Source organism: Hymenobacter lapidiphilus, from assembly GCF_013377885.1.
Taxonomy (GTDB): Bacteria; Bacteroidota; Bacteroidia; order Cytophagales; family Hymenobacteraceae; genus Hymenobacter; species Hymenobacter lapidiphilus.
Genome location: NZ_JABKAU010000009.1, coordinates 35717 through 49974 on the forward strand (window position 1 = coordinate 35717; position 14258 = coordinate 49974).

Consider the following 14258-nt stretch of genomic DNA (forward strand, 5'->3'; position numbering starts at 1 on the left):
GTCGTGCTTGGGCAGTTTGAAACGCTACAAGCGCGAAGCACTATCAGCTAAACGCTAAAAACTTACTTTCCGAACGGCTTCACGTCCATGTTGTAGAAGGCGAACGACCAGATGTCGGCCCACTCCTGAATCTGGAGTTTGGTGCTTTTGCCGGCGCCGTGGCCCGCGTTTACATCGACGCGGATGAGCTGGGGGTTGGGGCCGGTGTTGGCGGCCTGCAGGGCGGCAGCAAACTTAAACGAGTGCGCCGGCACCACGCGGTCGTCGTGGTCGGCGGTGGTAATCATGGTGGCGGGGTAGTCGGCGGGCTTTAGGTTATGCAGCGGCGAGAACTTGTAGAGGTTCTGGAACTGCTCGTAGCTGTCGGAGGTACCATACTCGGGAGCCCAGTTCCAGCCGATGGTGAACTTCTGGTAGCGCAGCATGTCCATCACGCCCACGGCCGGGAAGGCCACTTTGCACAGGTCGGGGCGCTGCGTCATCGTGGCACCTACCAGCAGGCCGCCATTCGAGCCGCCGGCCATGGCCAGCTTCTCGGTGCTGGTGTAGCCCTGCACCTTCAGGTACTCGGCGGCGGCAATAAAGTCGTCGAACACGTTCTGCTTGTTGGGCGTCATGCCGGCTTTGTGCCAGGCCTCGCCGTACTCGCCCCCGCCCCGCAGGTTGGGAATGGCGATGATGCCGCCGTTTTCGAGCCACAGCATGCGGGCCACCGAGAAGCCGGGCGTGAGCGAGATGTTGAACCCGCCATAGGCGTACAAGTACGTGGGGTTCTGGCCGTCGAGCTTCAGGCCCTTTTTGTGGGTGATGAACATGGGCACCTTCGTGCCGTCTTTGCTGCTGTAGAACACCTGCGTGGTGGTGTAGTCAGTGGGGTTTACATCTACTTTCGGAGCCCGGAATACGGTGCTGGTGTTGGTGGCCAGGTCGTACTTGTAAATGGTGGTCGGGTACGTGAACGAGGTGAAGGCGTAGTACACCTCCTTCGCGTCGCGCTTGCCACCGAAGCCCGAGGCCGTGCCCAGGGCCGGCAGGGCCACATCGTGCTTGAATTCGCCCTTCTCGGTGTACACCTTAATCAGACTGCTGGCATCCTTCAGATACGATGCCACCAAATAGCCGCCCACGTGGTCGACGCCCTCCAGCTTTTGCTGGGTTTCAGGCAGCACGGTTTTCCAGTTTTTCTCCTGGGGCTTTTTGGGGTCGATGAGCACGACGCGGTAGTTGGGTGCGCCGTTGTTGGTGAGTACCAGCAGCTGTCCGCCCACGTTGCCAACCACCGAGTTGTTGTGCTCATAGCTCGTGATGATGGGCGTGAAGCTTCCCTCCTGCCGCCGGTCGGTCAGGTCGCGCACCGAAAGGCGGTTGCCGTCGGCCTTGCCATCGGTGAGGTACAAGGACAGGAACCGCTCGTCGTCGGTGGTGCTTACCATGCGGAAGCCCAGCGCGCTTTTGGGGTCCTCGTACACCAACCGGTCGGTGCTCTGGGGCTTGCCGAGGGTGTGGTAGTACACCTTGTGGTACTCGTTTTTGCCAGCCAGCTTATTCTCGCCGGCCTTGGGCGCGTCGTAGCGGCTATAGAAGAAACCGTTTTTGTACCAGGACGCCCCCGAAACCTTCACCCAGTCGAGCTGGTCAGACATCGGCTGGCGGGTTTTCAGGTCGAGCACCTTCATCGTCTGCCAGTCCGAGCCGCCGCCGCTAGTGGCGTAGGCCATGTAGCGGTTGTCGTGCGAGAAGTAGGTACCGGCCAGGGCCGTCGTACCGTCGGCCGAAAACTTGTTGGGGTCGAGCAGCACCTCGGCCGCAGCATCGGAACCCTCGGGCTGCACATACAGCACCGCCTGGTTCTGCAGGCCGTCGTTCTTACTGAAATACAGCATTTTGCCCTCCTGCTGCGGAATGCCGAATTTCTCGTAGTTCCAGAGTGTAGTCAGCCGCTCACGGATTTTGTCGCGAAACGGGATCTGGTCGAGGTAGCCAAACGTCACCTTGTTTTCGGCCGTCACCCAGCTCTTGGTTTCGGGCGCATCGGGGTCTTCGAGCCAACGGTAAGGGTCGGCCACGGAGGTGCCAAAATAATCGTCCTTCTGATCGGACTTACGGGAGTCGGGGTAGTTAAGCACGAATTTATTGGAGGGGGAAGCAGCAGTTTTGGCTGCAGGCGTAGTGGCCGTGGGCATAGCCGGCTGCGAGGAGCGGCAGGCGGCCAGGCCGGCCAGCGCCAGCAGTGGAACGGTGAGTTTGCGCATAGGGAAGGAACATGGGTGAATGGTCGAAGATAGCCCACAAGTTTGGCAGATGCCGCCCCGGCAGCCCGTTCACGGGCCGTTGCAAGCCAACAGGCGGTCATCATACCGCAAATTAATTCTATTAAGAATTTTTCTAAATAGAATATACGTCGTTCCTTTGCCTAATTAAGAAAGATTCTAATTAAAATCTCTCATGTTGAATCTCTGCTCGCTAGGCCTTACTTCCATCCTTCTGGTCAACGCCCTCACGGTGCAGGCCCAGCAAGCGGCCACCATCCGGGGCCGCGTTACTACCTCCGACGGCCGCCCGGCCGAGTCGGTAACGGTGGGTCTGAAGAGCCGTAGCCAAGGCGCCATCACCAACGGCAACGGCGAGTATGTAATTGAGCGCGTGCGCGATGGCCAGTACACCGTGGTAGTATCGGCGGTGGGCCTGAAAACAACGGAGCAGTCGGTAACGGTGCGCGGCGGGCAGGCCGTGGTGCTCGATTTCATGCTGAGCGAAAACGCCGAGCAGCTCAAGGAGGTGGTTATCAGCGGCAACCGCACCAATAAGTTCGTCCGCAAAACGTCGGAGTACGTGGGTAAGATGCCGCTGAGCAACCTCGAAAACCCGCAGGTGTATGCCACCGTGGGCAAGGAGCTGCTGACCGAGCAGGTGGTGTTTTCGGTGGACGACGCGGTGCGCAACGCCCCCGGCGTGCAGAAAATGTGGGATGCCACCGGCCGCGGCGGCGACGGCGGCGCCTTCTACGCCTCGCGGGGCTTCATCGTGTCGAGCCAGCTGCGCAACGGCGTGGCCGGCAACGTCACGAGCGACATCGACGCCATCAACCTGGAGAAGCTGGAGGTGATTAAAGGCCCCTCGGCCACGCTGTTCGGCAGCTCCCTCACCTCGTATGGCGGCCTGCTGAACCGCGTGACCAAGAAGCCGCTGGATACGTTCGGGGGCGAAGTGAACGTGGCGGCCGGCTCCTACGGCTTCCACCGCGTATCGGCCGACGTGAACCTAGTGGATGGCAACACGCCCGCCAACCAGCCCAAAACGCTGGCCTTCCGCCTGAACACGGCCTACACCTACGAAGACAGCTTCCAGAACCTCAACTACCCGGGCTTCACCAAAAACCTGGCCGTGGCCCCGAGCGTGCAGTTCCGGCCCAACGAACGGCTGACGGTGAACGTGGACGCCGAGATTTACAAAGGCACCAACGTGGGTAAGCAAATCATCTTCTTCTACGAGCCCTCCTCGGCGCTGGGCTTCGACCGGGCCGACCAGGCGCCGCTCAACTACCGGCAGTCGTACCAGGGCGAGGGCCTGACCCAGGATTCGCGCAGCACCAACCTGTTTGGGCAGGTGCATTACCAACTGGCGCCCGGCTTCAGCACCACCACCTACCTCACCAGCAGCCACAGCTACTCCGACGGTTTCGGCGCGTATTTCTACCTGCTGCCCAACAGCCGGCTGGTGCGCGCCGACCAATCGACGGACAACAGCCGCCGCACCGTGTTCGAGGCCCAACAGCTGTTTAATGGCGACTTCCGGGTGGGCAATATGCGCAACCGCGTGGTGGTGGGCCTGGATTACCTGCGCGTGAACTCCGACCTGAACTTCCTGGGAGGCAACATCGATACGATTTCGCTGAACGCCTCCAGCGGCACTATCCGCGGCTTTAATGGCCCGAACATAGCGGCCCGCTACGCGGCCTCGTCCCCAGCGCATTACCTGGTTACCACTACCACCAACACCTATAGCGCCTTCGTGTCGGATGTGCTGAACCTGACCGACCAGCTGAGCGTGCTGGCGGCCCTGCGCGTCGACCATTTCGATAACAAGGGCGGCCTGTTCTACTCGCCGGTGGCGCCGTATTCGCAAACGGCGCTGTCGCCCAAGTTCGGAGCCGTGTACCAGCCGGTGAAAGACCGGGTGAGCGTGTTTGCCAACTACCAGAACAGCTTCAACAACCTGGGCGTGTACCTGAACGCCGGCGGCAGCAGCCTGATTGCCCGGCCCGAGCGCGCCAACCAGTGGGAAGGCGGCGTGAAGCTGGATGCCGCCGGGGGCCGCCTCAGCGCCACGGTCAGCTACTACGACATCTACGTGAAGGATCGGCTGCGCATTATCAGCTACGATGCTAACTTCCAGGCCATCAGCGCCCAGGATGCCAACCAGCGCAGCAAGGGCGTAGAGGTGAGCGTGCTTGCCAATCCGCTGCCGGGCCTGAACATAGTGGGTGGTTTCGCCTACAACGATTCGAAGTTTGAAACCCAGGACGAAACCGTGAACGGCCGCCGGCCCAACACCGCTTCTTCGCCCATCGTGGCCAATGCCTGGCTGAGTTACCGACAGCCCGCCGGCCCGCTACAGGGCCTGGGAGCAGGGTTCGGCGGCAACTATGCCAACGACAACCGCATCCAGAACACGAGCACCAACGTGTTTACGCTGCCCAGCTACACTGTGCTCAACGCCAGCGTGTTCTACGACCAGCCCAGGTTCCGGCTCTCGGCCAGAGCAGATAACCTCACCGACAAGCAATACTGGACCGGCTACACCACGATGAACGCGCAGAAGCTGCGCAGTATCATCGGTAGCGTTGCCTACAAGTTCTAGGGTGGTGGGGGCGGCGCGCCAACAGCCAGCACAGTTGCAGGCTCAACCGCAGGCCGACGCTGTACCGGCCTGGAACTGCGCCGGCTGCCGGCTCTGTAGCCTCACGCCGCAACGGCAGCTGTGCCAGCTCCGGCACCTGCTGCGCTGGCACGAAGCCCGCCTGAACGCCGCCGCCCTACACCACCTTCCCGCCTCCGACCCGATTCCGCCAATCAGCCTAACCGACCCGAGCCATGACATTTAAGAAAATCAGCGCCAAACTGCACCTGTGGCTGGGGCTGTCCTCGGGGCTGGTGGTGTTTATTGTGAGCCTGACGGGGTGCATTTTCGTGTTTCAGGACGAGATAAGGGACCTGACGGAGCCGTGGCGGCAGGTACAGCCGCAGCCGACGGCCATGCTGCTGCCCTCACGATTGCAGGCCGCCGCCCTGGCCACGCACCCCGGCGTGGCTGCCCAGGATACGTGGTTCACCTCCTTCGGCCCCGCGCGCTCGGCCACCGTGTTTTTCACCGATAAAGCGGGGACACCCACACAAGTGTACCTGAATCCCTACAGCGGTCAGGTGCTGCACGAGCACGATTTGCGTACCCATTTTTTCACCATCATCCAGGAAATCCATACGCACCTACTGCTGCCCGCACCGGTGGCGAAATGGGTGGTGGGGCTTTCCATCTGTATTTTTGTGGTGATGCTGCTGACGGGCATCGTGCTATGGTGGCCCAAGCGCAAGCAGGAGCGCAAGCAGCGTTTTACCGTGAAGTGGGGGGGCCGCTGGCGGCGCATGAACTACGATTTGCACAACGTGCTGGGCTTCTATGCGGCCAGTATCGCGCTGGTACTGGCACTGTCGGGCCTGTTCATGCTTTTCCCCTGGATGCTCAACGTCACCGTATTCGCCATCGACGGCAAGTGGCCACCTTCGCCGGAGCAGCTCACACCTAAAATCGACACGCTGCAAACCGTGGCCGCCGCCGCCCGACCTCTGCCCGACGTGGCGTACAGCACCATCTACCGGCTCGCGCCCGAGACGCACATGCTGATTATCGCCCCGGTTGGTAGCGGCAAAGCCACGCTGCAATGCTGGGCTTACCAGCGGGCACTGCACTACTACCACCGCACCGAATTCTTCTTCCATCCCACCTCGGGCCAGCTGCTGGGCACCACGCCCCACCACCAGAAAAGCAACGGCACCAAGTTCTCCGATATGAACTACGACCTGCACACCGGCCAACTGCTGGGCCTGGGTGGCAAAATCGTCGCCTTTCTGGCCAGCCTGATTTCGGCCAGCCTGCCCGTTACAGGCACCATTGTGTGGTGGGGACGGCGCAACAAAAAGCAGAAACCGCAACGCCTGCAACCGGCGTAGGCTACCGCCATGCTGAGCGTAGCCGAAGCATCTCTACCGCAATGCCATATAATTACTTTGGTGGTAGAGATGCTTCGACTGCGCTCAGCATGGCGGCCCTTTTGCCGCATCATACTCTCTCACTACTTCTCTGCTACTGCATCCGGCCCACCTTCGGAATCACTTGAATCAGGAAGCGTTTGTTGTCGCCTTCGCGGCGGCCCTGGTAGCGGCCGGTGCCGTAGAAGCCGCTGCCCCCGATGATGAGCTCGATGTTGCGGTCCTGGCCGAAATCGAGGCCGTTCTGCTTCCAGAAGTTGAGCAGATTCAAGGCCCGGCGGTAGCTGAGCTGGTAGGTGGTTTGCTCCTCGCGGGCGTTGCGCAGGTCGCCGGCCGGGTAGCGGGCGGCCATGCCCTCCACAATCACGAGGTAGCGCACGGGCTGGTCGGTTTTGATGCTCTTGAGCACCGTGCGCAACGTGCGGCCAGCCTGCAACAGGGCAGGCTTGTAGGCATCCTGAATTTCGTCGCGCCCAGCCTTGAACTGTACCGGCACCAGCAGCTCGTGCCGTTCATTGCTGGGGTCATACTTAAAGTACTTACCCTCCAGCCGCTCCAACGAACGGCGGATTTTGGTTATCTGCTCCAACTCCTCGGCCTTGGCTTTCAGCTCGCCGTTGGCCTGCTTCAGCTCCCCCTCGCGGTCCTTAAACAGCTTGAAGCTGTACACGAACAGCACCAGCATCACCACAAACAACGACGTCATCAGGTCCACATAACTGGGCCAGAAGAAGTCGTTTTGTTGGCGTTTGTTGGAGGTGGGGTTGTTCATCTTCGTTTTATCGATATTTGACTTTATCAGTACTCAAATCACACCCTATGAAGATTGATAGTACAGAGACGTTAACAGAAAAACAGGGCTATGAAGCTATGCTATATATGCTGATGCAATACTGGAAGGCGACAGGCTCCAATGATCTGACGGACATTCTCAGTGGTGGAGAATACATTGAAAAGGATACACCCGCCGACCCCGTATTCTGGTATGACTGGCTTGATGCAATCGAAAAGGTGAGGCGCGAAGGTCCGCTACCTTTTAAAGTACTGTATCCTGTGGATCCTGAAAACTAAAAACCCCAAACTCAGAGGCTCTCTACACCGGCTTCACGCCCCCAAACAGCTTGTCCATGAACCGCTGGAAGCTATTCTTGGCGGTGGCCTTCACCAGCACCGTATTCAGGTTGGATATTTCGGCCAGCAGCTTGGCCTGAATCTGAGAATCGAGCTCCACTTTGCGCAGCAGTTCGCGCTGGGTGGCGGTTACGTCGCGGCTGAGGTCGGTTTGCTGGGCGTTGAGGCTTTGGAGGGGCTCCAGCTGCTTGAGCAGCTTTTCGAAGATGTTGTCGGCGTTGAGCTGCTGGTAGTACTGCTGCCACTTCTCGTAGGCCAGTTGGGCTTGGCGCTCGTTCTGGTCCTGGCGCTGGGTGAGGATGTCGGCCAGACTGATGCCCGCCTGGTCGATGTGCTGCTCGGCCCGGTCGCGCAGGTTGCGCAGCTCCACCTGGTGCTTCTGGAAGAAGTCGAGCATGAGCTGCACCGAGTTGTTGTTGCTGCCCACGTATTGGCCCAGGTCGTTGATGCCCTTCTCGAAGCCGCGCAGCCGATCCAGAATCCCGTTCACGCTCTGCGCCGACTGGTAGCCGTTTTCCAGCATCTGGTTCAGCTTCTGCTGGTAGCCGGTGAAGGCCGCGAACATATCAGCCGACTCGCTTACCCTGTCGAACACGGCAATGTTGGCAGCGGCCATCTTGTCGTAGCCAATGGTATCGAGGCGCTGCAGAAAATCACTCTGCACCCGGATGTTCTCCGTCACCTTGTCCATGAGCGGGTTGAACAAATCAACCTGGCCCACGAACTGCTGATTGAAGGCATCGAGCACCGATTTGAGGTTGCTCAGGCTGCCGGCCATGTCGGAGTGCAGAATGGGTAGTAGCCGCACCTGCAGCACGGTGTAGTATTGGTTCTGGCGGCCATCGAGCTGGCGGCGGGCCTCGCGTAGCAGCCCGTTGCCGAGCAGCGTGAGCAGCAGCCCCACGAACGAGCCGGTCATGGCAATCAGCACCCCGGTCAGGAAGGGCGTCAGCGCATTTTCATCCGATACCCCGTTGCGGGCAATGCCCACCAGGCCCAGAATCACTCCCAGAAACGTCCCTAACAGTCCTAGGTACAGAGGTGTCGAAACGTTGGCCTGCACCTCATTGTCGAGCACTTGGCTGCGGCGTTCCGAAATGTCCTTCAGAATCCCAAAATCGGCCGCCGCGCCCTTGTTGTGGCGCAGGTAGTCATTGGTGTCGAGCAGGATTTCCTGGAACTCGGTCGAGGCGTTATCGGCCTTAAGCAGGGTGGCCGGGTAGGCATCGGCAGGCGCATCGGCGGCGTATTCGGGCAGGTCGCGGCCGTCGGCCAGCACGAGGCGCTGTTCCACCCGCAGCGCTTCGCGGGGCGGATACAGCAGGCTGAGCTGGCGCGTTTTGGCCCGCGTTTGCAGAAACGTGCGAATCTGCAGGCCCACCACCACGACGACAACCAGTACTTCGAGGATAATTTCGAGCATAGAACTACAAATAACGCTATTACTGCCCTGTCATCCTGACAAAGGAAGGATCTTATCCCGCTTCAACTGCCGTCGTCATAACGGGTCGTTTGCGCGCGAAAAGATCCTTCCTTCATCAGGATGACAGTTCTTTTAACCAGTGGGCGCGTTTCTACTCGAACCGGATGGCTGCTTTCTGCTCAATCTGCCAACTACCGGCCGCTTTGCGCAACACACCTTCCTCCTCGGTTACGATGCGGGTAACCGGCTCGGTGGGCTGCTGGTAGCGGCAGGCCTCGCGTAGCGAATACTGGGCGCTCTGGATGGCGTAGGCGTGGATGGCGGGGTTGGGCGTAACGTTGAACGTCGCCAATTCGGGCCACTGCGGATCGAAGTGCAACTCGTATATGCTGTCGTGCTGGGGCTCGTCGGACAGGTCGTACTCGCTGAACGCCCCGTTCACCGGCACCTTCACGTAGCGCGTAAACTGTGCCCGGGCCGCTGGCTGAACTGGGTCAGGTGTAAACGCCTGCTCGGGTTCCGGGCTGATTGGAGCAGGATCGGGTAGTTGCACAGGCGGCACCAAGCTTTCGAACTCGTCGCGCGGGGTGGCTGTGGGCGAGCCCGCCGGAATGGCAGCCGGTGGAGCCGGTATTTCTGAAAGGCTGGCCGGCACCTCGGCCAGCCGCGCTTCGGCCGGCTTAGTGGTACTTGCTGCCGGGGCCGGGCGCGGCGCGGTAGCTGGCGCTTGGGGCGCGGCGGCCGGAGTCGGCATCGGGTTCTTTGACGACCCCAGGCGCTGCTCCAACTCCTCAGCGAAGCGCTGGGCCACTATTTTCTCCACTTCCCGGCGCTGGGCCAGCGTGAGTTGGCCGGCCACGGTGCCGGGGGCGGCTACCGACTTCACGGCGTCAATATCGGTGCGGTGCCGACCCAGGCGGCTGGCCAGGTCGGCCACTTTGCGGCTCTGCAGCCAGAACAGCACCAGGCCCAGCAGCGCCAGAATCAGGGCCAGCGGGGCAAATAGCTTATCCATCACGCTTTCGCCCACGCCGCTGGCAGCCGTCGGCTGGCTGGTCACGCCCGCATCGTCCAGCCCCGCATCACCGGCCGCGGTGGCGGTGGTTTCGTCGAGGTTGATGGCCGTATCAGCCGGAGTATCGGCCGGTTCGGTGCCGGCCAGGTCGCCGATGGGCGTACCATTCTGCACATAGCTAGCCAGCGCCGTTTCAAGGGCCGTCAGGCGCTGCATCCGGGCCGGGTCGGCGCGGCGGGCAGCCGACCCTTTCAGCTTGTTGATGATTTCCGACGTCAGCTTTTGCACCCGCGCCTCATTGCTCCCCAGGCCCGCGTACATCGTGCCGCGGCCTTCCAGGGGCTGGTAGAGCAGGCTGTACACCTTCTGACTATCGGCCTTGATGCTGGTTTCGAAGGCCTTAAGCGAGCTGCCGCAGCTTAGCTTGTCCTTGAGGTTGGGCCGGCCGTTGTCGTCGTACACGTAGCGGGCGGCAGCGCACCAGATTTGCACCTTCTGCTCATCGAGCGTGGGCTGACCGGGGGCAGTCTGGGCCGAAACAGCGCCGGCCGCTAGCAGCAGGCCGGTGAGCAGGGAAGCAGCGCGGCGGGAAAGAGTCATAGCTAGGGGTTAGATGGTCGAAGGCGTCTGAACTAGATGGGCAGAGGCTTTACGCCTGCAACTCCCGGCTCAAGTTATACAACGCCTGCTTCAGCGGCAGGAAGAACAAGGTTTCAGGCAACGTCTCGTCGGCCGAGAGCTGACGCTGGAACTGGTGCAGGCCCAGGCTGAGGCTGTCCTCGATTTCGCGGAGCAGGATGTCCTTCACGCGCTGCCGGTCCACATCCACACCTACTTCGCGCAGGTAGGGCGCCACTTCGTCGCCTTCGAGCACCAGCGTGAGGAAGTTGCGCACGTTGGCCAGCACCTCGTCTTTGAGGGCCGCATCCACCTGGTTGAGCTTGAGGCGCTGCTGGTTCAGCTCGCCGCCTTCCACGGTGCCGCTGAGCTTCACCGCCTGAATGTTGTCGTAGTCGGTGTTGGTCTTCTCCTCGAACAGCACACCACCATTAGTGGTCGCCTCCTTGGGGTTATCGGCCAGGATAACGCGGAAGTTGTGGGGCGGCTCGGTGCCGGTTACGGACTGGAAAATGGCTTTCGTAATCTTCTCAATAGACACCAGCGAGCTGCCGCCGGCCAGCAGGCGCAGGTACAGGCTGCCCTTGCCCGAGAAGCAGAGGTAGCGTGGCGTTTTCAGCCCGAAATGCTTGGTCAGCTGGGCCGTGTGGTAGATGATGGCCGTGTAGTGCAGGTAGAACAGCACCCGTAGCTGCCGGCCGCGGCCCAGGCCCAGGGCCTGAGTGAAGCGCAGCGCATCGTCGTACTTGAAGAGCAGGCTGGTCACGTCGGCCGAGCCGAAGTCGTTGTTTTTGAGCGCCGCCTGCAGGTAGCCCTTGTACTCCTGGTTTTGCTCCGAATCGGGCAGGCTTTCCACATGGCTCACGCCGAGGCGGAGCAGGCCATTCTGCTTGGGTGCGCCCTGCACGCGGGCGTACCCGTCGCCCCACAGGTCGTCGCCGGCAAAGCGGAACGAAGTGCTGTAGGCCGGCTTTTGGTCGGCGAAGAGTAGCAAGTCGGTAGTACCGCCGCCAATGTCGATGTTCACCACGTTCTCGTCGCGGTTGGGCACCACCTGGTTGGTGGCGGTGAGGTAGTAGTAGGGTGCCACCGATTCGGTGAGGCAAATGGTAGGACGCTTGGCCTTGAACACCTGCTGGAACGCCTCGTCCCAAACCTGCTGGAACTGGTTGCGCAGGAAACCGTCGAAGCTCAGCGGCGCAAACCACACTACCCGGGTGTCTTCCAGAATGCCACCGTGCAAAGCTGCCTTGTGGCGCAACAGCAGCAGAATTTCCTTGAAGAAGGCTTCGATGCGCGACACACCCTGGGGGTCGAGTTCAGCGCTCCACTTCAGGTTGGTAACGAAACGGTTCTGGGGCAGCTCGGCGGTGGTTTCGGTGTTGATGCTGAAGCCGATGTTGATGTTGCTGAGGGCTTTGGCCGGCTCGTTGGCAAACGAGGTAGTTTCGCACACAGCAGTCCGAATCGGGAACTCGTACACCGAGCCGCCCTCGCCGATAAAACTGGGCACGAACTCGCGGTTTTGCAGCGTAGCCACGTCGGAGTTCAGCTGCCCGGCCCCAAAACGGTAGCGCTGGGCAGCCGACTGCCCGGCATCAGCCAGCGGGGCGCTGAGCCACTCCACCTGCACGTCGGCCTCGCCGATGGTGAGCGGACGCGGGTGGGCCGAGGGCGAATCGGCGTAGGCTACGTGGGTGTTGGTGGTACCGAAATCGACGGCAAACGTGAAGCGGCGGGTACCGCGCTCCAGCTCGCGCCAGCGCGGCACAAACAGTCCTCGGGCCGGCTCGGCACCCAGCGTGGCGGGCGGGCAGGTTATTTCGGCCAGGTCGAAGTGGGTGCCAGTGATTTCGTAGTAGGTGCTGCCGGCGGTGGCCACGCTTTTCTGGGTGCGCTCGTAGCGGGTGGCGCGGCGGGCGGCGCCCTGCTCGGTAATCCGCTCCCCGTTCACGAAAAACGTGAGGTCGTAGCGGCGGCTGAGCATGGTGGGCGAGTTGTCGGCATCCACCAGCATCACCTTGTACAGGTCGTTGAACTCGGGCTGGTGGCGCACCTTATAGAACGGGAACACGCCCACGCCCACGTTGGCCTTCACAATGCGGCCCTTCTCCGGAATCTCACGCCCCTGAGCGTCTTTGGGGTTCTGGGGGTTGGTGTAGTAGCTGCGCTCGAAAGTGATAAACCGCCCGCCCTGCACCGGTACCCGCAGCTGCACGCGCACGTGGCTCAGGTCGATGGTGAAGGTGAGCAGTTCGGCCAGTTCGTTTTCGGTGAAATACTCGAAAAACGCCTGTTTCAGGGGCAGCAGGTACGGGAAACGCGCGCGTCCCTGCCCATCGGCCCCGTACTGGAACGTGACTTTGCCGGTGTGGAAACGCTGGGTATTCAGCTCGTAGGGCAGCTCCACCAGCGAGTCTTCGAGCAGGTCACCCACCGTGATGTAGGGGTACTTAAAGCCCTTGCCGGGCAGCACCCGGTTTTCCAGCGCCAGTTCATCATGGTAGGGCACCGGCGTGCGGTCGTCCCAGGGCTGGCCGTTGAGGTAGTTGGCCCCCGGCATCGTCAGGTTGGGTCGCAGCACCAGCGGGCGCGGGCGGCCGTTGCCGGCTTCGCGGGTGGGCTGAATGAACAGGTCGGAACTGGTCACGGCCGACTGGTCGGCACGGCCGGGCAGGGGCACACCCTTCACACTCACCAGGTTGCCCTGGGCGTCGGCTAGCGCCGGGTAGCGGGTCGCAAACTGCTGGGCGCTCCGGTCACCCTGCATCTGCAACTGGTTGATTTTGGTGCGGTCGAGGCCGGCGTACACGCTGCCGGCAAACTCGCGGCGCTGCAGGGCCGGGTAGGCCAGAAACAGCTCGTACACGAACTCCCGGAACTGCGGGTCGCGGTCATCAAGCAGCACCGTTTGGTGGTCGAAGTAATGGCCGCGGGCCTGGGGCCGCTCCAGATCGAGGGCGCCCACGCCGGGGCCGGTAAACAGCATCGTCAGCGGCGAGGTGCCGCCCAGCAGGCGCGGCCCGCCCGTCAGCTCCGGCGACTCGTAGTACACCAGGTACATGTCGGAAAAGTCGCGAAACCGCTCGTCCTGCATGTACAGCTTCAGGGTTTCGCCCAGCAGGCGCGTGCTCTCGCTCTGCCGCATCCGCTGGATTTCGGCTTCCGCATTCCAGCGGCGCAGCGTGATTTTGCGGCCGGCCTGGGTGTAGAGGTGGTAGTTGTAGAGCAGCTCCAGCAAATCCCAGAAGTGGGTCGTCAACTCGTGGTACACCGAGCCGGGGTTGCTCTTGCCCTCCCGGACCAGAAAGTCGAAGGCCGTCTCAAACAGGTGCATCCGCGCAAACGGCGTCGGGATGCTCACCGCCAGATTGCGCGACTTGCCGCCCGCCGGGTCGGTTACGGTGTTGATTTCGGTGCTGGTAACGGGGGCGGTTTTCTGCCAGCCCTGCACCTGCTGGGAACCGTTATTGTGTAAGCGAAGGACTTTGGGCATGTTGTGCGGAAATCTGTTCTAGAAAACTAGTAGTTCCCTCCTCAGATAGGAGAGATTGGGAGTAGTTGACTGAATAAGGCGTTACTACTGTCCGTCATGCTGAGCTTGTCGAAGCATCTCTACCGCTTCGTTGAGCTGGCAATCTTACTGTGGACTGCTGTGCGTATTGACGTTCCTGTTAATTGTAACGATGTCACCGCTCTGCATTTCAATAACTACCAATTCATCAGAAGCCGTAATGGAATTTATCTGACTACTAGGTCCCCACTCGAATGTCCTAGTTGCGTGAAATGCAGTTGCGTTGGCTAT

9 protein-coding genes are annotated in these 14258 nt (G+C 61.1%); 4 read left to right on the top strand and 5 right to left on the bottom strand.

From position 1 onward, the window contains the following. Window positions 1-62: 62 nt before the first annotated feature. Window positions 63-2252 (bottom strand): prolyl oligopeptidase family serine peptidase, encoded by a 2190-nt coding sequence (locus HW554_RS06570; RefSeq protein ID WP_176907783.1) that lies wholly within the window; start codon window positions 2250-2252, stop codon window positions 63-65. A gap of 193 nt (window positions 2253-2445) precedes the next feature. Here HW554_RS06570 and HW554_RS06575 point away from each other — a divergent pair, with 193 nt between their 5' ends. From HW554_RS06575 to HW554_RS06585, 3 genes are read left to right on the top strand one after another with little or no spacing between them, the layout of a single operon-like run. Then, the gene (locus tag HW554_RS06575) at window positions 2446-4860 is read left to right on the top strand and encodes a TonB-dependent receptor (RefSeq protein WP_176907784.1); all 2415 of its coding nucleotides are present in this window, start codon (window positions 2446-2448) and stop codon (window positions 4858-4860) included. Between the two features lie 34 nt (window positions 4861-4894). Then, the gene (locus HW554_RS06580; RefSeq protein ID WP_176907785.1) at window positions 4895-5104 is read left to right on the top strand and encodes a hypothetical protein; all 210 of its coding nucleotides are present in this window, start codon (window positions 4895-4897) and stop codon (window positions 5102-5104) included. After that, window positions 5094-6227 carry a PepSY-associated TM helix domain-containing protein gene (locus tag HW554_RS06585; protein ID WP_176907786.1) on the top strand — a complete coding sequence of 378 codons (1134 nt, stop codon included), beginning with the start codon at window positions 5094-5096 and terminating at the stop codon, window positions 6225-6227. Before HW554_RS06580 ends, HW554_RS06585 begins: the two co-directional genes overlap by 11 nt. Before the next feature lie 133 nt (window positions 6228-6360). On the opposite strand, the gene HW554_RS06590 is transcribed toward HW554_RS06585, so the two are convergent. Next, on the bottom strand, window positions 6361-7038 hold the full coding sequence (locus HW554_RS06590) for a hypothetical protein (RefSeq protein ID WP_176907787.1): 678 nt from the start codon (window positions 7036-7038) through the stop codon (window positions 6361-6363). Window positions 7039-7085: 47 nt separating this feature from the next. Here HW554_RS06590 and HW554_RS06595 point away from each other — a divergent pair, with 47 nt between their 5' ends. Next, a complete protein-coding gene (locus HW554_RS06595; RefSeq protein ID WP_176907788.1) occupies window positions 7086-7337 on the top strand; it encodes a hypothetical protein in 252 nt (83 codons plus the stop codon). Window positions 7338-7359: 22 nt separating this feature from the next. On the opposite strand, the gene HW554_RS06600 is transcribed toward HW554_RS06595, so the two are convergent. The 3 genes from HW554_RS06600 to HW554_RS06610 form a co-directional block, all read right to left on the bottom strand. Beyond that, window positions 7360-8820, bottom strand: coding sequence for a hypothetical protein (locus HW554_RS06600; RefSeq protein ID WP_176907789.1), 1461 nt, complete (start codon window positions 8818-8820; stop codon window positions 7360-7362). A gap of 151 nt (window positions 8821-8971) precedes the next feature. After that, window positions 8972-10435 (bottom strand): hypothetical protein, encoded by a 1464-nt coding sequence (locus HW554_RS06605; protein WP_176907790.1) that lies wholly within the window; start codon window positions 10433-10435, stop codon window positions 8972-8974. 49 nt (window positions 10436-10484) lie between these two features. Next, window positions 10485-13949 carry a hypothetical protein gene (locus tag HW554_RS06610; protein ID WP_176907791.1) on the bottom strand — a complete coding sequence of 1155 codons (3465 nt, stop codon included), beginning with the start codon at window positions 13947-13949 and terminating at the stop codon, window positions 10485-10487. Window positions 13950-14258: the final 309 nt, after the last annotated feature.

Excerpts from the sequence above, each read along its gene's own strand:
- HW554_RS06570 (WP_176907783.1), bottom strand. The coding sequence starts at position 2,252 with ATGCGCAAACTCACCGTTCCACTGCTGGCGCTGGCCGGCCTGGCCGCC.
- HW554_RS06575 (WP_176907784.1), top strand. The coding sequence starts at position 2,446 with ATGTTGAATCTCTGCTCGCTAGGCCTTACTTCCATCCTTCTGGTCAAC.
- HW554_RS06585 (WP_176907786.1), top strand. The coding sequence starts at position 5,094 with ATGACATTTAAGAAAATCAGCGCCAAACTGCACCTGTGGCTGGGGCTG.
- HW554_RS06590 (WP_176907787.1), bottom strand. The coding sequence starts at position 7,038 with ATGAACAACCCCACCTCCAACAAACGCCAACAAAACGACTTCTTCTGG.
- HW554_RS06595 (WP_176907788.1), top strand. The coding sequence starts at position 7,086 with ATGAAGATTGATAGTACAGAGACGTTAACAGAAAAACAGGGCTATGAA.
- HW554_RS06600 (WP_176907789.1), bottom strand. The coding sequence starts at position 8,820 with ATGCTCGAAATTATCCTCGAAGTACTGGTTGTCGTCGTGGTGGTGGGC.
- HW554_RS06605 (WP_176907790.1), bottom strand. The coding sequence starts at position 10,435 with ATGACTCTTTCCCGCCGCGCTGCTTCCCTGCTCACCGGCCTGCTGCTA.
- HW554_RS06610 (WP_176907791.1), bottom strand. The coding sequence starts at position 13,949 with ATGCCCAAAGTCCTTCGCTTACACAATAACGGTTCCCAGCAGGTGCAG.